Genomic DNA, 19,384 nt, shown 5'->3' with positions numbered 1-19,384 from the left:
TTAATCAAAATTATTAATTTTTAATAAACTCTACTTGCATTTAAGGCTTCAAAATTCTATAATCTATTATAAGGAGTGATTTTATGAATGATAACAAGATTAACAGCATACTTAAACAAGTCATTATTTTCAATGATATCTACGAAGAAGTTATCCACTCTAGCTTTAAGAAAAATAAACACCAAGATGTTAGCAAGCTAGAATTTAAAATGCTTCAAACCGTATATAGACATAAAAAATTAATGATTTCCGAAGTATCTGAATTGCTTGATATTTCTCTACCAAATTGTAGCAGATATATTAAGACAGCCATTAATGAAGGCTATTTTACAAAAGAGATCGATGCCTTAGATAAACGAATCTACTACATTTCATTGAGCGAAAAAGGAAAAGCAATTGTTGAAACAACGCTGGATCGTTTTTCAAATGAGATGTTCCAACAGCTTGAAGTATTAGACACAAGCGATTTAGACCGATTAGATGAGTCTTTCTCGAATCTTAACTCCGCATTGTCGGATACTTTGCTCAACAAGAGCAATTAGTTTTAATGGTCAGTTCGTCATTAGGTCAAGACTCCCTAATGATCAAAAAAACCTCCAATGATTTAACCATCATTAGAGGTTTTTTTAGAATTTAACTAGACAATACCGTTTGAACCACGTTTTCCGATTAGTCCCTTTTATGACGGTCTTTAACACCAAAAATCGTATTCAACACCATAGTTGAAACTGAAATTACAACAGATGCTAAAATTGCATCCCATAAACTCGACACTTGAACCGTCTTGAGAAGCATCCCAAGTATATAAACCAAAATACCATTGACCACAAATAAAAATAGGCCAAATGTTATTAAAGTCACTGGAAATGTCAAAATACTTAAAATGGGTTTGATTGAAAAATTGAGAAGTCCAAAGACAAAAGCTGCACCAAATGCAGCTTGCCACCCAGATACTTGAAACCCATTTATCACTTGGCTCGCTAAGTAGATGGAAACTGCTGCTATAATCCATTTAGATAGTAATTTTTTCATGTTACCCTCACCTATTTCTTATTATATGGACACCGAAAGGCCACATCTTTCTGCTATAATCGCATACGGGATAGGAGGGTCTGTAGTGAAACTCACCCTAACCCTACGAAACACTTTGTCGTCCACCATTCTTATTATATCAAAGTTAAGACACCATCACAAATATATAAACGGAGGCACTCATGTCTACTTTTCTACCAAAGTATATTCAAAAATCAATAGTACTCACAATCTCTATATTGCTCATTTTCAACACCTTTTCATTTGCTGCGGATTATCCAACCGAATGGGACCTCACAAAAATCTTTGCGAGCGAATCTGAATTTAATGACAGCGTGGAAAATCTCAATAAAAAGATTATCCCAGAACTCGAAAAATTCAAGGGCCATCTCGCAGATGCTGGTCAATTAGAAGACTGTTTATCGCTTTATTTAGAGGCTTCCATCATGAGCGATAAACTCTATATTTATGCTTCTATGCTTCAGGATACCGATACCACCAATTCCAATTACCAAGAATATTTTTCTACAGCTATGGATGCCTATGCCAATTTAGAAGAGGTCGTGGCTTATGTTAAGCCCGAACTCATGACATACTCTGATAATGATCTTATCCAGTTGGCCAAGCTTAAACAATTTGAGCCTTTTAAAAATTATTTCTTATCACTTGTGGATGCTAGACCTTACATTCTCGCAGAAGAAGCAGAAAGCATCTTAGCCTATGCCACAGAATTCTCTGAAATGCCGAAAGAGATCTATGACCAGCTCACCATTTCGGATGTCCACTATGATGAATTTTTAAATCCCCTTGGTGAAACTCGCCTCTTTGATTTTGATATAGATACCATTTATTTTTATAGTGATCAACTGGAAGATCGTCTCAAAGCAAATGACGCCTATATGAAACCCTATAGCATGCACGCCAATACCATTGCAAGTGTTTTTATAGCAGAAGTTCAAAAGAATATATTTCTCTCTAAATCACGCGGTTACGACTCAGTTCTAGAATATGCAACTTCTGGCATAATTGAACCTGACCAATACAGAAATCTCATCAAAACTGCACGTGCAAACGCTACATTAATTCAACAATTTAATCATATTAAACAAAAATCTCTTGGCTATGAAGCACTCCACAGTTCTGATTTTCATCTTCCCTACGCAAGTTCTTACTATGCAGAGGTTTCTTATGAAGATGGTATTCAAGAGGTCTTAGAGGCACTTTCTCCACTTGGAGAGTCATACATTGAGGGGCTCAATCAATTTCTACAAAGTGGCAATATCGACGTTTACCCCGGCGACTTTAAAACCAACTCACAGTATACTTGGGGTGCTTATGACGCACCAATTTATGTGTTGCTCAACTACACAGATGATTTTTCAAGCGAGTCCACACTAGCTCATGAACTTGGCCATGCAATGCATCAGTTGTATACAACTGAAAATCAAACTTATTTTGACACGAGTGTCGGTTCATTTCCTTCAGAAGCCACATCAACTCTAAATGAGCTTTTGTTACTTGAGTCCTTAAAAAACAAAGCTGATGATGACGAACTCAAGCTCTTTTATTTAGAAAAAGAAATTGAACTCTACTACGAGACGTTCTTCATGCAAACGATTTTAGCTGATTTTGAAATGCGTGTTTATGATGAAGCAGAAATGGGCAACCCACTTTCACTCGATAAATTAAATGCACTTTGGCTTGAAACTTCTAAAGATTATTATGGTGATCGTGTTATCTTAGATGACGCTTACCAATATCAATGGATGCAGATTCCACATATGTATCAAACTTTCTATGTTTATTCATATGCAATGAGTATCGCTGCCTCTACTGCCATTAAGGATCATCTCACCAGCGAAGGTGATGCTTATCAAAAGGTGTATCTAGACTTTTTAAAGAGTGGCGCTTCATCATCTCCAACGGAACAAATGGCAAATCTAAAAATTGATTTGAATAGCCCTGAATTCTACACGACTCTCTTTGCACATTTTGAAAGTTTACTTGAAGAAATGGACCAGACCCTAGAGGCACTTAAGTATTATGATACTCATCCTGCACTTGACTATTTATACACGCCCGATGAGATAAAAAGGGCGTATAAGGACTACGATGCACTTAAGACGGAAAGCACAGCGTCGAGCGGAGATACTCGTGAAGATCCAGATGATGCCCTCTATGAAGCTTTAGGTTATGGCTTACTCCTCTTCATGCTTTTCATTTTCATTTATTCTATTGTAATAACTATACTTTATGTGTCCAAATCCAAAAAACTAAAACAACTAGAAAGAGAATACTTGCACGCATCCAAAAGATATGATCCCTTTGATGATCGATTTTAGAAATCCAAAAAATCTCAATTCCGAACGTCCAGAATTGAGATTTTTTTAAATTTAATGCCGAGTGCTATTGATTTTTAAGTTGAAGAGGATTATACTATACATGAGCAGTTGTTCATACGTTCATATGTTCATATGTTCTAAACCTATTATGAAAGGATTAAGGTATTATAATGACCGAACAAAAGGTTTGTAAATGTTCTCGTGTATTAGAAGAGGCCATAAGCAATGGCGCTCACGTTATGATCGAAAACGATATGGCGAATGCAGTGGCCGATATTTTTAAAGTTTTTGGAGATACTACGCGCATAAAAATTTTGCATCTCCTCATTACGTCTGAGTTTTGTGTCTACGATATATCCGAATCTCTTGGAATGACGCAATCTGCCATTTCGCATCAACTTCGTGTTTTAAAGCAAGCTGGTCTCGTGAAAAACAGGAAAGAAGGTAAAGTCGTTTATTACTCATTAGATGATGATCATGTCTTGACAATACTCACACAAGGCATCGATCATGTTGTCCACAAATAAGCAGGTGATCCCATGACAAAAGTAAATTTATATCTCGAAGGCCTTGGCTGTGCCAATTGCGCTGCAAAAATCGAAACTAAAACCAAAAATATCGTCGGTCTAAGTAAAGTCAATTTGGACTTTTCTCAATCTAAATTGACTTTTGAATACGATGAAAAACAACTTTCAAAACAAGATTCCTCTTTAAAAATTAAAGAAATTGAGAAGATTGTCACTGATCTGGAACCCGATGTTAAAGTTCTCTTAAAATCAGATTCAAATTCAAAGGAAACTGCCGACGCACATAAATCACATACCCATAAAGAACTCATTCGCTTAGGCCTTAGTTTAACGCTTTTCTTTGGCTCTTTCGTGGCACCGCTATTTGAGATCAAATTGGGTTTGCTAGGCATCGCATATGTGATTTCCGGACACCGAGTCTTATACAAATCTCTAAGAAATATATTAAAAGGGCAAATTTTCGATGAAAATTTTCTCATGTCCATCGCCACTTTTGGCGCAATAGGCATTGGAGAATATCCTGAAGCCGTTGCGGTTATGATATTTTATGAAATTGGTGAATTTTTTGAAGACTTAGCTGTCAATCATTCAAGAAATGCCATTAAATCGCTTATAAATCTTAAGCCTGACAAGGCTATTGTTGTTGAAGGCCATTCACAAAGAGAAGTGCCGCCTGAAGAAGTGTCCATTGGCGACATTATTTTAGTAAAACCAGGCATGCGTATACCGATTGACGGCACCATCGTCGAGGGGCGTACCATGATTGATACATCTGCTCTTACTGGAGAATCCATGCCAATAAGCTATGGCATTGGCGATAACGTACTCAGCGGTACTGTGGTTATGAACGCGGTTGTTAAGATGAAGGTTTCAAAGCTCTATAAGGATTCAACCGTGGCTAGGATACTCGACCTCGTCGAAAATGCCAGTGGTCAAAAAGCAAAAACGGAACATTTTATCACAAAATTTGCTCGGATTTACACCCCAATTGTTGTGGGTATTGCAGCTTTCATTGCGATCGTGCCGCCATTTTTGATCTCTGGTGCTCATTTTCATGAATGGCTCTATAGAAGTTTGATTTTCCTTGTTATTTCATGTCCATGTGCACTTGTATTATCTGTTCCTCTTGGCTTTTTTAGCGGTATTGGTACGGCTTCTAAAAACGGTATTCTTGTGAAAGGCAGCAACTACCTAGAAGCTTTAAGCCAAATCGATACTGTTGTCTTTGATAAGACAGGAACACTTACTAAAGGCCGTTTTGAAGTGAGCCAAGTAATCGTTGCCAATGATGCAACGCATAAAGAGCTCATAGAAAGTGCCTATATGTGTGAAAGACATTCAAACCACCCTATTGCTAAATCTATCATCCAGTATATATCCGAACACGAAAACCTTTCTGTTCTTGAGACAATAACGGGTGATACCGTGGAAGAGATCAGCGGAAAAGGGGTTCAAGTAACGCTTTCAAGCACCACATATCTCGCTGGAAACGCCTCCCTTGGGAGTCTTTATGACCTTCCCGTACCTGAAGTTCAACAAAGGGGAACACTTGTCTATCTCTTTAAAAACAAAAAATATGTCGGCGTAATCGTCCTTGAAGATATGTTAAAAGTCGACAGCAAGAAAACCATTGAAGCGCTCAAAAAGAGCCATCACGAAGTCTGGATGCTCACTGGAGATCGCGAACTTCAAGCAAAAGAAACGGCTCAAATACTCTCTATTGAAAATTATAAGAGTGCGCTATTGCCAGAAGATAAATTTAGGCAGGTGCAAGCCTTAAAAGCCCAAGGAAAAAAAATCGCTTTCTTAGGCGATGGTATTAACGATGCCCCCGTACTAACACTTGCTGATGTGGGTATCTCCATGGGATCCATTGGTAGTGATGCGGCTATAGAAGCTTCTGACATCGTCTTTATGACCGATGAACCTTCAAAACTCATCACAGCCATCTCAATTTCAAAATTTACTAAACGGATCGTCACACAAAACATCATCTTCGCACTTTCCGTTAAAGTAATGATCATGATTCTAGGCGTGATGGGACTTGGCACCATGTGGCTTGCCATTTTCGGAGATGTTGGGGTCGCATTACTGGCTGTACTGAACGCCACACGCATTTTAAATTATAAGCACAATTAAAAGGGTTTTCATGCAGAAATTGACGATATTCACAACAGCTATTTTATGATGCCTGAGCTCTTTATGCCCGCAGCTGCCCAGTGGTTTAATGCACACTAATACTAAAAATCAATTTTTTCTATACGACACTTTTTTCTTCAATAATACATTCAGGCGAACAGGCCTTTAAAAGATTTTCAAGATGATCAAGTGTCTGATGGATATTGAGCTCTAATGCGTTTACCTCATAAGGCCCATAAATCACAAAGAGAGCATCCCGTGTACTTTCGGTAACGCGTGTTCTATAATCAGGTCCCTTTAAAATACTTGAAATGACACCTTCCGCGTCACTGATATAAAAATCATTTTCACTTATTTTTTGGTCACGATGGCTAATCCCCACATAGTGAATCGCATCATCTGCGGCCCCCTTTTCTAACGTCAGTGGCATTTTAACCGCAGTCATGTCATGACAAGCCATCAGTAGCATGCTTTCTAGCTCCGTAAGCAGCAATACTTTTAAAAGGGGGATATCGACTTCTAGTTGTTTATCCCCCTTTAAAAAGGATTCTAGCTGCCCCAGCACAGGGTAACTGTATCCATATTGCTTATAGTGTTCTGCAAACATGTCTATTGGAGATTTCTGCTTCAATTGCTTACGGCTCAACGCACCATAATCTTGATGGATCTTGACAATTGTCTGATCGACCAGTGTATTAAAATGCGTCTGATCTCCTATTGGTTTGAAATTTCTTATCCTCAACAAACCGATTTGCACATTTTCGCTCTTTATTTTGATTGATGTCATCCTAAGCCCTCCCAGTCTAGTTAAAGTCTTTACACAGTCTACACCTTTTCGTTTTAATCTCATTATACAAAACAATCTGGTATAGTAAAGCACCAGTAAACCACTATGTTTAAAGTACCAGTTGAGCTTTTAAGGTGTAGCGCCTTCTACCTCACTCGCCAAACTTATACCAAGAGCAGCCGCTGTGTTCATCTGAATGCCAAGCGGCAATTCTAAATCAATAATCATTACACATTTCATATGCATCACCTCAAAACTAGCATATGACAAATCGAACATAAATTCTTGTATGTAATTGACCTACCGAGCGATCGGATTGATCCCTACCCTTACATATCGTCTGTTTCAAATAGTATGCTTAAAATACTTTGCTCCAAAAAAGGAAAAAAACCCACTGTCCTGTGTGAGTTCTTTTCCTTATATCTAGTATTGGAGTTTAAACCTATAGCTGGGCTATAGAGATTTAATAAAGTTATCGTGTCAGATACTGGTCTATTGATTTTCCAGGGGGCACGATTGGATAGACATCTTCATTTTTATTAATTTTACATTCAATAAACATCGCTTTTCCGCTTTTCTTAAAGCGTTCAACACTTTGCTTGAGCTCAAAAATGGATCTCGCTTTGACACTCTCGATGCCATAAGCACTGGCGAGTTTACAATAATCCATATTGCTTGGAAGTGTCGTCTCTGCATATCTGCCATCTTGAAATAACTTCTGCCATTGTCTGACCATTCCAAGCACACTGTTGTTAAATAAAATGATGAGCATGGGGATGTTGTAATCCACCACAGTGGCAAGTTCGTTGTTGTTCATCCTAAAGCTCCCATCACCAGTGATTAAAACCACGTGTTTATCAGGATTCCCCATTTTCGAACCGATTGCAGCCCCAAGTCCGAAGCCCATTGTGCCAAGACCACCTGAAGTGATAAATTGACGCTGATTTTGGAACTTAAAGTACTGAGCAGTCCACATTTGATGTTGTCCGACATCGGTGGCAATAATACTGGTTTCACCAAGACTCTCGTGAACCGTTTCTATGATATCCTTGGGTGGTAAACCCTCTCCCATGGTTTCAGAAATCTGTTGTTCAACACAGTAAGCCTTAATTTCCTTCAGCCACGGTCCCCGATGCCTTTCTTCAACATTTTGATTAAACGCTTCTAAAATTGTATTGAGATCGCCACAGATATCCACATCTGCATCGATATTTTTACTGAATTCAGTAAGGTCAAAGTCCACATGGATGACTTTAGCATTTTCTGCGAAATCCTTAGGGTTCCCAATCACACGATCGCTAAATCTTGCACCGATGGCGATAATCAAGTCCGATTTTGTAATGGCCATATTGGCTTCTGGGTAACCGTGCATCCCCACCATGCCAAGAGAGAGTTCATGTGTTCTTGGAAATGTCCCTAAGCTCATCAGTGTATTTACCACTGGGATTTCTTTATCTATACAAAAGCTTCGGAGCTTCTCATGCGCATTGGCAATTCGAATTCCTCCACCTGCATAAACGATAGGTCTTTCAGATTGATTAATAAGCGTACACGCATATTTGACCTTTTCCTCATCAATTTCTGGTTGGCTCATCTTGTATTCATACTCTGGGTACCTCGGAAACTCAATTTCTTTGATAAACAAATCCTTCGGAATGTCTATCAAAACAGGTCCTGGTCTTCCAGTCGTTGCAATTTTAATCGCTTTTCGGATAATCTTTTCAAGGTCTTCAAGTTTTCTTACCAGAACGGAATATTTAGTGATCGACATGCACATGCCTGTGATATCAATTTCTTGAAAGGAGTCCTTCCCGAGCAATGCTGTTGGCACTTGACCCGAGATCACAAGCAGCGGTGACGAGTCTAGATATGCAGTCGCTATACCCGTTACCGTATTAGTAACGCCGGGGCCAGAAGTTGCAAAGCAAACGCCTAGCTTTCCTGTAGAGCGCGCATAACCATCTGCAGCATGCACTGCGCCCTGCTCGTGTGAAGTTCTAATATGAGTAAAGCGATCGTATTGTACACCGAGTTCGTGATACAAGGGAATCACAGCGCCGCCCGGGTATCCGAAGATTGTATCAATACCACTTTCATGTAATAAATCTAGTAATATCTGGGCGCCATTTTTTAGCATATACTCTTACTCCTTTATCTATTATACATATTTCTACTTTTTGCTGATCGCACCTTGATCTGCAGATGTCACAGATTGACGGTAGCGTGTTAAATAGCCTTTTATTGGTTTTTCTAAAATTTGATGTGTTGATCGTCTGATTTCAAGCTCCGCATCTGAAACTTGTAAGTTCAAGATGCCTTCTGGTATATTGATTTCAATCAGATCGCCCTCTTTGACAAGTCCAATCACACCGCCTTCATAGGCTTCTGGTGAAACGTGTCCAATAGCAGCACCTCTTGTACCTCCAGAGAATCTGCCATCGGTTATAAGCGATACGGCTTCATCAAGCCCCATCCCTGAAAGCGCAGAAGTAGGTGTCAACATTTCACGCATTCCCGGTCCACCTTTAGGGCCTTCATAACGTATAACCACCACATCACCCGCAACGATTTGTCTTTTTAAAATCGCCTCTGTTGCGGCTTCTTCTGATTCAAATACTCTGGCTTTGCCAATATTTTTAAGCATTTTTTCTGAAACTGCTGATTTCTTAACCACAGCCCCATTAGGTGCCAAAGATCCCTTTAAAACTTTTAAGCCCCCTGTTGGGCTATAAGGAGACTCTATTGAAGCAATCACACCTTTTGATTTTCGATGAGCAGCCTTTAGTTTAACACTTAAAAGCACGCCTTCTGAAACCGTCTTAACATTAAGATCTAAAAGATTTGCCTTTGAAAGTTCTTTCATCACCGCATCTATGCCGCCATCTTCATGTAAATCTTGAATATGCCAAGGTCCAGCTGGACTGAGTTTACAAAGGTTTGGTGTCTTCTCACATACGGCATCAAAATCCGAAAGACCAATAGGCAGTTCGAGTTCACTAGCAATCGCTGTTAAATGTAAAATCGTATTCGTAGAACATCCAAGTGCCATGTCCACAGTCAGTGCATTTTTAAGAGCCTCTGCTGTGACGATATCTCTCGGTTTTAAGTCCATTTCAATCAGTTCAACGATGCGTTCACCCGTCTCTTTTGCCAACCTGACACGGTCTTGATAAACCGCTGGGATCGTTCCATTTCCAGATAAGGCAAGCCCCAAAACTTCTGTGATACAGTTCATCGAATTCGCTGTGAACATCCCTGAACACGAGCCACAAGTTGGACATGCCGAATCCTCAATTTCTTCAAGTACATCCAGATCAATCTTGTTATTTTGATAGGCACCCACAGCTTCAAAAGCCGTTGTGAGATCAATCGCCGTGTTGATGGCACCTTTTCTAATTTCGCTTAGTGTATCTATCGTGCCTGAAAATTTACCTGCAAGCATTGGCCCCCCACTGACAAAGATAGAAGGTCTATCGATTCGAGCGGCTGCCATGAGCATCCCTGGTACAGTCTTATCACAATTCGGAATAAAGACGATGCCGTCAAAAGCATGTGCCTTTACCATGATCTCAATACTATCTGCGATGAGCTCCCTTGAAGCAAGTGAATACTTCATGCCTTCATGGTTCATGGCAATCCCATCACACACGGCTATCGCTGGAATTTCAAAAGGCAATCCCCCTGCCATTAGGATACCCTTCTTAACGGCATCCACCACACGTTTGAGTTCCACATGTCCAGGCACGATTTCGTTATACGAATTCACCACGGCCACAAAGGGCTTTTTCATATCGCTATTTGAAAGTCCAAGTGCTTTTAAAAGCGAACGATGGGGGGTCTTTTCCACACCGTTCACAATATTGGCACTTGTGTATTTATCTGATTTATAATTGAATGTTTTCATTGATCTCCCTCTCAAATCTGTAGCAGTTCTTATAGACTGTCTCTATAAAGCATTTGGTCTATTCTTTAATCCAAGACATCATGCCTCTTAATCTTTTGCCCACTTCAACAATTGGATGCTCAAGCTCAAGTGCTTTAACGCGGTTGAACATCGGTCTATTAAGTTGATTTTCAAGCAAGAACTCTTGAGCAAATTTACCGGTTTGAATTTCACTAAGTACTTTTTTCATTTCCGCTTTAGTTTCAGCGGTTACAATTCTGTTACCAATTGCATAATCGCCATATTCTGCTGTATCACTTACAGAATATCTCATCTTCTCGAAGCCGCCTTCATAAAGTAAATCTACGATGAGTTTCATCTCATGAAGACACTCAAAATAGGCAACTTCTGGTTGATAGCCTGCTTCAGTTAAAGTCTCGAAACCTGCTTTGATCAGTGAAGTTAAGCCCCCGCAAAGAACAGCTTGCTCACCAAATAAATCTGTTTCTGTTTCCTCTTGGAATGTCGTTTCGATAACGCCTGCTCTTGTGCCTCCAATTGCATTGGCATACTCAAGTGCCAAGTCACGTGCATTTCCAGTATAATCTTGATAAACGGCAAATAAGTTAGGAACGCCTTTGCCCTCTTGATAAACTCTTCTTACCAAATGTCCAGGACCTTTAGGTGCTACCATAAATACATCAATATTTTTAGGCGGATGAATTTGAGTAAAGTGAATATTGAAACCATGTGCAAAAGCCAAAGCTTTTCCTTCTGCTAAATTGGGTTTAATTTCTGCTTCGTATACCATTCTCTGTTTTTCATCTGGAAGCAAAATCATGATCACATCCGATTTCTTAACAGCTTCTGCCACTGTGAATACTTCAAGACCACCTGCCTCAGCTTTTGCTTTTGATGGACTGCCTTCATATAAACCTACACATACATCTATGCCTGATTCTTTCATGTTGAGTGCGTGCGCATGTCCTTGTGAACCGAATCCGATTACTGCTACTTTTTTACCTTGTAAGTGCTGAGTTGTTACATCCTCTTTGTAGTAAACTTTCATTAGTTTTCTCCTCCGTCAATTGTAATGTTTTGAATATCTATAATTTTTTCAAGCTGATATTTTGCATATTCAGCATTGAGTTTTTCCTTTTCTCTCAAGGTTATGCATATGTCTGCACGGTCCTCATCGAAACAATTCATGTTGACACCCACTACGTCAAACTCTTTTCTTCTAAGCGTTGCTACAACCTTAATCAGTGAATGCACCCCGTAATCCGTACTTGCATAAATCTTTCTTAGCATAATCCTCACTCCTTCCAAAATTGCCTGTGACCAACGTCTTTTTTGTATAATCATTGTCCGTCTAACCACTTACAGCAGGTTCAACATGCCTGCACTACGCTGGACGAAAACGAATGATCTATATAAAAAAGTCCCTATAAACAATCTCATACGATTGTTTATAGGGACGAATTATTATCCGCGGTACCACCCAATTTCAGTTTAGCAAACTGCTCTCATCAAGTCGATCTCACTTTTTTATTATTTTCAAGCCTTGAATAGATTTTCACCCATCCAATGCTGCTTATAAAAAAATTCAACGAACTTTAGTCTTATAACGGTGACTACCGGAATCATCTACATTGTCGAATCATCAATTCGGGAGTGATTTTCATCTTAAGTCTGTTGCTACACTTGCACCCTCTGTAGCTCGCTTTGAACAGTGTTTTTAAGAATCGTTCTCCGTCGTTATCTTTATCAGTGTTTTAGTTGATATTGAAATTGATTATAAACATATTTAAGGGTTGTGTCAACACTTTAAAACGTTTTTTTCTGATAATTCTCATTTATTAAGATTTTGTCAGAACCACTACCCTTTGCATGTCCGCCACAGAAGCACATATTGAGTTCTGTTTCAAAAAGTATAGATTTCAGAACATTTGTAGCCCACTTGCTACGACCACATCACACCGATTTATCACGGTATTTTAGGATAAACGTCATTTGGAATAGGGCAAACATAGACCTTCCCCTGTAAAGTTTCTAGGTGTTCTTCTTTTGCGCGCATAATATGATCCGTATCTTCCAATAAACAGATCCCCGTAAGTGCTAAAGTTTTAGCGGCGGCGATCATTCCTGCATGCGCTGTGGCCGTTTTACCTTGAGAGACCATCTGCCAAGTGTGCATCGCTGTGCCAATCGCTGCACTTGCTGTATAAAACTGAGCCGTTGGCACAATCCAGCTCACATCACCGACATCCGTTGACCCATAGAGTCTAGTTTGCTTTGCACTATAGGGTAATGCAACATCGGCAAGTACTTTCTGCTTGTAAGCTTTTCTAAGCTCAGGCGGCATCTCACCCGCGAGGCCTTCCATCATGTCAAGATCGTTATCAACCTCTTCTGATGTAAAAGTCTCTCGAATACGAGCAGCGCTCTCATAATCTGCCTCTTTGAATTTAGGTAATTGCATTTGCGCTGCAATAAGTTTTCCCAAAGTTTGGTTTGGTATATAATTGGAACAAGCTTTATCAAATGTCCTTTCAACTTGAGTCCCCGTCATTAAAGCGGCACCTTGAGCGATGTCACACACCCTTTCATACAGCACATTGACATCTGAAATTTTCGGCGCTCTGATCAAGTAGAGCACTTCTGCTTCTGCTTGAACAACATTGGGCGATCGCCCACCCGTGTCTGTAATCGCATAGTGAACCCTAGCCTCTAGAGGCATATGTTCTCTCAAAAAATTGGTACCCACATTCATAAGTTCCACAGCATCCAGTGCACTGCGGCCAAGATGTGGCGAAGCGGCTGCATGAGCGCTAATCCCTTTAAATTTAAAATAGACCTGGCAATTCGCAAGTGTTTCTGATCCAAATATAGCATTATGTGTCATGGGATGCCATGTTAAAGCCACATCAAGCGCGTTAAAGACACCTTCCCTTGCCATAAAAGTCTTGCCAGAACCCCCTTCTTCACCTGGGCACCCCAAAACAACAACTTGTCCTGAAAGGTGATGCGCCTCCATATAAGCTTTAAGTGCAATTGCTGAAGCGATCACGGCCGTTCCTAAAGCATGATGACCACAGCCGTGCCCATTATCATGCCCCTTTCGTTTTAAAGGCACCCTTTCATCCGCACATTGACTTAAACCCGACAGTGCATCATACTCTGCCAATAAACCAATGATTGGTTTGCCGTGTCCAAAAGACGCCTTAAAAGCAGTCTGTAAATACGCCACTGGTTTTTCCACTGTGAAAGCATTTTCTTCAAGGATTTTCATCAAGAGTACTGCCGACTCTATTTCTTTGAATCTAATCTCCGCATAATCCCAAATTTTATTTTGAATATCCATAAATTCAGCCGATCTTGATTCAATAAAATGAGATATCCAGTCCACTTTATCCATATAACGATCCTTTCGATAATAGATTTAAAACAACGCCTGTAAAGACTTTGACGCTTTCCAGTAGCGCCTCTTCTCTAAAATCAAAGTTTGAAGTATGATGACCCATGCCGCCCTCTTCAACAGGTGAGGCCCCAATCATAAAAAAGGCTGCTTTGCCACCTTGTGATTGAACGGCTGACATCATATATTCTATGATTTCATTTTACTACACATCGATTAAATGCACAACGGACCTTCAATTCATACAATATAATAGACAACAAATGAATAACCCAGTAAAATAGAATTAGTAAAAATGATTTAAAAGGAGACTTTCATGGCACTTAGAACAATAAGAATAAATGACGATCCCATCCTCCGCAAGACTTGTAGAGCTGTTGATGTCATTGATGAAAAAATAAAACTCATTTTAGATGATATGGCGGATACACTTTACCACACGGATAATAGCGCCGCTCTGGCTGCGCCGCAATTAGGTATTCTCAAGAGACTTGTCGTGATCGATATTGGTGATGGCCTCATCGAGCTGATTAATCCCATTATAATAGAATCCAGAGGCGTTCAAGAAGTGACCGAAGGCTGTCTCAGCCTCCCTGATCAATGGGGAAAACTTAAACGTCCAAGCTTTGTTAAAGTCTCTGCACAAAATCGTTTAGGTGAAACTATTGAAATTGAAGGTGAAGGTATTATGGCGAAGTGCTTATGCCATGAAATTGATCATCTAGATGGCATTCTTTTTATCGATAAAGTTTATGAATTTATAGAAGGTTAGGGTGTCAAATTCAAAAGTTGAGCAACCCTCTAACCCTAGAATGAAACTCACATGAATATCAATTTCGAAAACGCCCTTCATACATGAGGGGCGTTTTTATGCTTACAAAGTCACTTGCACAATTCTATTGGATTGCATTCATTTAACATCAATATAAGCATTTTCAAATACTAAAAGTTTGTCAGTGGCATTTATATGACTTAATATTTTAAACTTATATTTGTTAAAAAAGCTTATGATTTTTTATTTGAAAATAACCTACAAAACACTAGCATTTATAATTTTTTCTGATATAATTGTACTTGTGTAAAAAATAGTATTAGTATACTTCCGGGTTAATATTTTAAGTATTATCTGTCGCTTTTCACCACTGAAAAAAAACGTGTTTTGAACAAGGAGGGTCATCCGTTGAAAGGTTATAAAAAAATCAAACTTCATGGGTTTAACAACCTCACTAAGACTTTGAGTTTTAACATCTACGACATCAGCTATACGAAAACTGAGGCCGATCGTAAAAAATATATAGAATACATTGACGAACAATACAATTCAGACCGTCTAACACATATTTTAGAAGATGTTACCGAGATGATTGGTGCCCATGTGTTGAATGTTGCAAAGCAAGACTATGATCCTCAAGGTGCAAGCGTAACCATACTGATTTCTGAAGAGGAGGTTCCCCAATCTGCTTTGGATGACTCCTGCAACAAAGGCATTCTCGTCAACGTGCCCCAACATGTGGTCGGGCACTTAGATAAAAGTCATTTAACCGTTCATACGTATCCGGAATACCATCCCGATAACGGCATCAGTACTTTCAGAGTTGATATTGACGTATCCACTTGCGGCCAAATTTCACCCCTAAAAGCCCTTAATTATTTAATTGATAGCTTTGACTCTGATATTATCACCATTGATTACAGGGTAAGAGGCTTTACAAGAGATGCTTCTGGACAAAAATTATTTATTGACCACAACATCAATTCGATTCAAAATTTCATTGCAAAACGCACTTTAAATAAGTATCAATTAATTGATGTCAACATCTACCAAGAAAATATTTTTCACACGAAGATGATGCTCAAAGATTTTGAACTCGCGAGCTATCTCTTTGAAATTAACAAAGATGATCTCACCGTCAAAGAACAACGCGAGATCATCACAAAACTCAAAAAAGAAATGGCTGAAATCTACCACGGGCGCAACATGCCGAAGATGTAATTTAAAAAGGAGAAGTGATAATGGATCATTCAAAAACACCAGTTTTTACCGCTATGAAGGCATATCATGCAAAAAAAGTGATTCCCTTTGATGTCCCTGGACACAAACATGGTCGCGGGCTACCTGAATACGCTGCTTATTTTGGAAACACAATGCTTGAACTTGATGTCAATTCTATGAAGCCATTAGATTTTCTAGGCAATCCAACCAGCGTCATTAAAGAAGGCGAAGAACTTCTAGCAGACGCTTTTGGTGCGGATCGTGGTTTTTTCATAGTGGGTGGTACCTCTTTCGCCGTTCAGACCATGATTATGGCCACTGTAACCACTGGCGATAAAATCATCTTGCCTAGAAATGTTCATAAATCGGCCATCAACGCACTTATTTTATGTGGCGCAGAACCCGTTTATATGGCGCCAGAGATTGACAATGAAATGGGTGTTTCTCATAACATCACCCTTGAAAGTTTAAAAAAAGCATACGAAGAACATCCAGAATCCAAGGCAGCTTTCATAATCAACCCAACCTATTATGGCGCTGCATGCGACTTAAAGACTGTTGTCGATTATTGTCATGAAAAGGGGATGTTCGTTCTCGTAGACGAAGCGCACGGCTCACATTTTCATTTTCACGAAAAATTTCCACTCAGTGGTATGGCCGCAGGTGCAGATATGTCCTCAGTCAGCCTTCACAAAACAGGCGGGTCGTTAACGCAGAGTTCTGCACTCCTAATAAAAACCGATCGTATTGATGGTCAATATGTTCGAAAAGTGATCAATACCATGCAGACCACAAGTCCATCGTACTTACTCATGGGCTCTATTGATGTCGCACGTAAAATGCTCGCAACAGAAGGGCATGATATATTATCGCATGTCATAGAAATAGCCGACTATGCAAGGACAGAAATCAACCAAATTCCCGGTTGTTACGCCATCGGATATGAATCTGAAGGTCAACCCGGTATCTATAAATTTGATCCCACTAAACTAAGTGTAACCACTCGCAATATGGGCCTTAACGGCATGGAGCTCTACGATATTTTGAGAGATGAATACAACATTCAAATGGAAACTGGAGATGTTTACAACTCACTTGCCATTTTAAGCGTTGGCGATGATTATGATAGTGTCAACGCTCTGATTGACGCACTAAAGGCTATTAGCAAACGCTTCCATTCCGAGCGTATTGATTACAAAAAAATAGATTTACATTACCCAGAAGTGGTATTAACACCAAGAGAGGCCTTTTATGCAGTGAAAGAAATGGTTGCTCTCGAAGACACACTTGGTCGAATCAGTGGCGAATCGCTTATGAGCTACCCTCCAGGAATTCCTGTTGTAAGTTATGGCGAACGCATCAATGAATCCGTCATTGAGCAAATTAAACTCTTTAAGGCGTCACACGGTGTTGTTACTGGCATGGAAGATCCTGACGCAAATTTCATAAAGGTCATTAAAGGATAACACATGAACTATACTTTAGAGGAGGATTTAGCATGGAATTATGGTACACCGAAAAACACACAGATACAGTTGATTTTTCAATTAAAGTTCAAAAACATTTTTATTCAGAAACCAGCCCTTTTCAACAAATTGATTTCTTTAAATCAGAAGAATTCGGCACCTTCTTTACATTAGATGGTCTGATGATGGTCAATGAAAAAGATGAATTTGTCTACCACGATATGATCACACATGTGGCTATGGCAACCAATCCAGATATTAAACGCGTCCTCGTCATCGGCGGTGGTGACGGGGGCACAGTAAGAGAACTCACAAGATATAAACACATTGAAAAGATTGATATGGTGGAAATAGATGAAATGGTCGTTAGAGCTTGTCAAAAATACTTGCCGCTCACAGCCGATAAACTCACGGACCCACGTGTTACCCTTTACTTTGAAGACGGTTTAAAATTCATCGAAGGCAAAGTTGCCCAGTATGATTTAATCCTTGTGGATTCTACAGATCCAATCGGCCCAGGTGAAGGTTTATTCTCTGAGGCATTTTACACAGACTGTTTTAATGCCCTTACTGAAATTGGTATTCTCATTAACCAACACGAAAGCCCGTATTATTCAAACTACGCAAGAGAAATGAAACGTTCGCATGATAAAATAGAAAAGATATTCCCAATCAGTAGAGTATATCAATTCCATATGCCAACTTATCCATCTGGACATTGGTTATTTGGATTTGCTTCCAAATCACTCGATCCCATAAAGGATTTCAAAAAAGAAGCGTGGGAAGCATTTGGACTTGAAACAAAATACTACAACACAGAGCTTCACACAGGTTGTTTTGCACTGCCTACTTTTGTAAAAAAACTATTGTCTGAATAACGGAGGAACCTATGCATTCAAATATTCATACTTTTATCGGTTGTGATTCTGATTATCAAGATGCCGAGCTCGTCATCTACGGCGCACCGTTCGACTCAACGACTTCTTTCAGACCAGGAACACGTTTTGCCGCTGATTTTATCAGAATGGATTCTTATGGTCTGGAAACCTATAGCCCCTATCAAGACAAAGATCTTGCAGATTACGCTCTAACCGACGTGGGCAATCTCGATCTACCTTTTGGCAATGCGAAAAAATCACTTGAAGTTATAGAAGACATGGCTAGGACCATTTTGAAAGCAGGCAAAAAGCCCTTCTTGATTGGCGGCGAACACTTAGTCTCTCTCGGGGCAATTAAAGCTTCCTATGAAGTATACCCAGACCTTGTGCTATTTCATCTGGATGCACATGCGGATTTGAGGGAACACTACATGGGAGAGCCTCTTTCTCATTCAACAGTGATCAGACGCGCTTGGGACTTTATGGGCGATCATAAAATCAATCAGTTCTGCATTCGTTCAGGTGAGAAATGGGAATTCGAGTGGGCCAAATCGCATACGCATTTGGAAAAATTCACTTTCTCAACATTAAAAGAGCGCATCGCTGCGATTGGTCCAAAGACACCTTGTTACATCACCATTGATCTCGATGTTCTAGATCCTTCCATATTTTCAGGGACTGGAACACCTGAACCTGGCGGTATCTCTTTCATCGAGATGATGACTATTATACAGTCTTTTAAGGATTTAAACGTCATAGGCGCTGATATTGTAGAATTGTCACCGCATTATGATCAATCTGGCGTGAGCACAGCTACCGCTTGTAAAGTCATGAGAGAATTCTTACTTGCAATTCTAAGATAACAGCGAATGCGCAATGCGCTTTATCCTTTCACAAGTTCACTGCCTTTCCTAATTCA

The 19,384-nt window shown here is 39.7% G+C and carries 18 protein-coding genes; 9 read left to right on the top strand and 9 right to left on the bottom strand.

Features of this window, described 5'->3' with window-relative positions; translation table 11 throughout:
- Positions 1–83: 83 nt before the first annotated feature.
- The gene (locus F3D3_RS13770; RefSeq protein ID WP_069874788.1) at positions 84–542 is read left to right on the top strand and encodes a MarR family winged helix-turn-helix transcriptional regulator; all 459 of its coding nucleotides are present in this window, start codon (positions 84–86) and stop codon (positions 540–542) included.
- A 127-nt stretch (positions 543–669) separates the two neighbouring features.
- On the opposite strand, the gene F3D3_RS13765 is transcribed toward F3D3_RS13770, so the two are convergent.
- Entirely contained in the window at positions 670–1,032 is a 363-nt protein-coding gene (locus F3D3_RS13765) for a phage holin family protein (RefSeq protein WP_069874786.1), read from the bottom strand.
- A gap of 182 nt (positions 1,033–1,214) precedes the next feature.
- On the opposite strand from F3D3_RS13765, the gene F3D3_RS13760 reads away from it, so the two are divergent.
- The 3 genes from F3D3_RS13760 (at position 1,215) to F3D3_RS13750 (ending at position 6,040) form a co-directional block, all read left to right on the top strand.
- Positions 1,215–3,374 carry a M3 family oligoendopeptidase gene (locus F3D3_RS13760; protein ID WP_069874785.1) on the top strand — a complete coding sequence of 720 codons (2,160 nt, stop codon included), beginning with the start codon at positions 1,215–1,217 and terminating at the stop codon, positions 3,372–3,374.
- A gap of 170 nt (positions 3,375–3,544) precedes the next feature.
- The gene (locus F3D3_RS13755) at positions 3,545–3,901 is read left to right on the top strand and encodes a metalloregulator ArsR/SmtB family transcription factor (RefSeq protein WP_069874783.1); all 357 of its coding nucleotides are present in this window, start codon (positions 3,545–3,547) and stop codon (positions 3,899–3,901) included.
- A 12-nt stretch (positions 3,902–3,913) separates the two neighbouring features.
- Positions 3,914–6,040 (top strand): heavy metal translocating P-type ATPase, encoded by a 2,127-nt coding sequence (locus F3D3_RS13750; protein WP_069874781.1) that lies wholly within the window; start codon positions 3,914–3,916, stop codon positions 6,038–6,040.
- 118 nt (positions 6,041–6,158) lie between these two features.
- Here F3D3_RS13750 and F3D3_RS13745 read toward each other — a convergent pair whose 3' ends face one another.
- From F3D3_RS13745 to F3D3_RS13715, 8 genes are all read right to left on the bottom strand, one after another.
- A complete protein-coding gene (locus F3D3_RS13745) occupies positions 6,159–6,827 on the bottom strand; it encodes a hypothetical protein (RefSeq protein WP_069874780.1) in 669 nt (222 codons plus the stop codon).
- 129 nt (positions 6,828–6,956) lie between these two features.
- On the bottom strand, positions 6,957–7,067 hold the full coding sequence (locus F3D3_RS23375) for a DUF2000 family protein (protein ID WP_139132094.1): 111 nt from the start codon (positions 7,065–7,067) through the stop codon (positions 6,957–6,959).
- Positions 7,068–7,299: 232 nt separating this feature from the next.
- Positions 7,300–8,964 (bottom strand): biosynthetic-type acetolactate synthase large subunit, encoded by a 1,665-nt coding sequence (gene ilvB, locus F3D3_RS13740; protein ID WP_069874778.1) that lies wholly within the window; start codon positions 8,962–8,964, stop codon positions 7,300–7,302.
- 33 nt (positions 8,965–8,997) lie between these two features.
- Complete coding sequence (ilvD, locus tag F3D3_RS13735) at positions 8,998–10,731, bottom strand: dihydroxy-acid dehydratase (RefSeq protein ID WP_069874776.1); 1,734 nt, start codon at positions 10,729–10,731, stop codon at positions 8,998–9,000.
- Between the two features lie 58 nt (positions 10,732–10,789).
- Positions 10,790–11,779 (bottom strand): ketol-acid reductoisomerase, encoded by a 990-nt coding sequence (gene ilvC, locus F3D3_RS13730; protein ID WP_069874774.1) that lies wholly within the window; start codon positions 11,777–11,779, stop codon positions 10,790–10,792.
- Positions 11,779–12,021, bottom strand: a complete 243-nt coding sequence (locus F3D3_RS13725) for an ACT domain-containing protein (protein ID WP_069874773.1) — start codon at positions 12,019–12,021, stop codon at positions 11,779–11,781. The genes ilvC and F3D3_RS13725 overlap by 1 nt, the downstream gene beginning before the upstream one ends.
- A gap of 676 nt (positions 12,022–12,697) precedes the next feature.
- Positions 12,698–14,128 carry an amidohydrolase gene (locus F3D3_RS13720; protein ID WP_069874771.1) on the bottom strand — a complete coding sequence of 477 codons (1,431 nt, stop codon included), beginning with the start codon at positions 14,126–14,128 and terminating at the stop codon, positions 12,698–12,700.
- The gene (locus tag F3D3_RS13715; protein ID WP_175438378.1) at positions 14,121–14,312 is read right to left on the bottom strand and encodes a hypothetical protein; all 192 of its coding nucleotides are present in this window, start codon (positions 14,310–14,312) and stop codon (positions 14,121–14,123) included. Before F3D3_RS13715 ends, F3D3_RS13720 begins: the two co-directional genes overlap by 8 nt.
- A gap of 132 nt (positions 14,313–14,444) precedes the next feature.
- On the opposite strand from F3D3_RS13715, the gene def reads away from it, so the two are divergent.
- The 5 genes from def to speB all read left to right on the top strand — a co-directional run bounded on the left by def (position 14,445) and on the right by speB (position 19,328).
- The gene (def, locus tag F3D3_RS13710) at positions 14,445–14,900 is read left to right on the top strand and encodes a peptide deformylase (protein WP_069874767.1); all 456 of its coding nucleotides are present in this window, start codon (positions 14,445–14,447) and stop codon (positions 14,898–14,900) included.
- 408 nt (positions 14,901–15,308) lie between these two features.
- Positions 15,309–16,121, top strand: a complete 813-nt coding sequence (gene speD, locus F3D3_RS13700; protein ID WP_069874764.1) for an adenosylmethionine decarboxylase — start codon at positions 15,309–15,311, stop codon at positions 16,119–16,121.
- Between the two features lie 20 nt (positions 16,122–16,141).
- Entirely contained in the window at positions 16,142–17,587 is a 1,446-nt protein-coding gene (locus tag F3D3_RS13695) for an aminotransferase class I/II-fold pyridoxal phosphate-dependent enzyme (protein ID WP_069874763.1), read from the top strand.
- 32 nt (positions 17,588–17,619) lie between these two features.
- A complete protein-coding gene (speE, locus tag F3D3_RS13690) occupies positions 17,620–18,465 on the top strand; it encodes a polyamine aminopropyltransferase (protein ID WP_069874761.1) in 846 nt (281 codons plus the stop codon).
- 11 nt (positions 18,466–18,476) lie between these two features.
- Positions 18,477–19,328 carry an agmatinase gene (speB, locus tag F3D3_RS13685; protein ID WP_069874759.1) on the top strand — a complete coding sequence of 284 codons (852 nt, stop codon included), beginning with the start codon at positions 18,477–18,479 and terminating at the stop codon, positions 19,326–19,328.
- Positions 19,329–19,384 lie beyond the last annotated feature (56 nt).

The organism is Fusibacter sp. 3D3 (genome assembly GCF_001748365.1).
Classification (GTDB): domain Bacteria; phylum Bacillota; class Clostridia; order Peptostreptococcales; family Acidaminobacteraceae; genus Fusibacter_A.
This window is presented reverse-complemented; position numbering and strand designations above follow the sequence as displayed.

What these genes read in the sequence shown, in the direction of transcription:
- F3D3_RS23375 (WP_139132094.1), bottom strand. Translation starts at nt 7,067, where the DNA reads ATGAAATGTGTAATGATTATTGATTTAGAATTGCCGCTTGGCATTCAG.
- ilvB (WP_069874778.1), bottom strand. Translation starts at nt 8,964, where the DNA reads ATGCTAAAAAATGGCGCCCAGATATTACTAGATTTATTACATGAAAGT.
- F3D3_RS13760 (WP_069874785.1), top strand. Translation starts at nt 1,215, where the DNA reads ATGTCTACTTTTCTACCAAAGTATATTCAAAAATCAATAGTACTCACA.
- ilvC (WP_069874774.1), bottom strand. Translation starts at nt 11,779, where the DNA reads ATGAAAGTTTACTACAAAGAGGATGTAACAACTCAGCACTTACAAGGT.
- F3D3_RS13755 (WP_069874783.1), top strand. Translation starts at nt 3,545, where the DNA reads ATGACCGAACAAAAGGTTTGTAAATGTTCTCGTGTATTAGAAGAGGCC.
- F3D3_RS13770 (WP_069874788.1), top strand. Translation starts at nt 84, where the DNA reads ATGAATGATAACAAGATTAACAGCATACTTAAACAAGTCATTATTTTC.
- speE (WP_069874761.1), top strand. Translation starts at nt 17,620, where the DNA reads ATGGAATTATGGTACACCGAAAAACACACAGATACAGTTGATTTTTCA.
- F3D3_RS13745 (WP_069874780.1), bottom strand. Translation starts at nt 6,827, where the DNA reads ATGACATCAATCAAAATAAAGAGCGAAAATGTGCAAATCGGTTTGTTG.
- F3D3_RS13725 (WP_069874773.1), bottom strand. Translation starts at nt 12,021, where the DNA reads ATGCTAAGAAAGATTTATGCAAGTACGGATTACGGGGTGCATTCACTG.
- F3D3_RS13765 (WP_069874786.1), bottom strand. Translation starts at nt 1,032, where the DNA reads ATGAAAAAATTACTATCTAAATGGATTATAGCAGCAGTTTCCATCTAC.
- speB (WP_069874759.1), top strand. Translation starts at nt 18,477, where the DNA reads ATGCATTCAAATATTCATACTTTTATCGGTTGTGATTCTGATTATCAA.
- F3D3_RS13720 (WP_069874771.1), bottom strand. Translation starts at nt 14,128, where the DNA reads ATGGATAAAGTGGACTGGATATCTCATTTTATTGAATCAAGATCGGCT.
- def (WP_069874767.1), top strand. Translation starts at nt 14,445, where the DNA reads ATGGCACTTAGAACAATAAGAATAAATGACGATCCCATCCTCCGCAAG.
- F3D3_RS13750 (WP_069874781.1), top strand. Translation starts at nt 3,914, where the DNA reads ATGACAAAAGTAAATTTATATCTCGAAGGCCTTGGCTGTGCCAATTGC.
- ilvD (WP_069874776.1), bottom strand. Translation starts at nt 10,731, where the DNA reads ATGAAAACATTCAATTATAAATCAGATAAATACACAAGTGCCAATATT.
- F3D3_RS13715 (WP_175438378.1), bottom strand. Translation starts at nt 14,312, where the DNA reads ATGATGTCAGCCGTTCAATCACAAGGTGGCAAAGCAGCCTTTTTTATG.
- F3D3_RS13695 (WP_069874763.1), top strand. Translation starts at nt 16,142, where the DNA reads ATGGATCATTCAAAAACACCAGTTTTTACCGCTATGAAGGCATATCAT.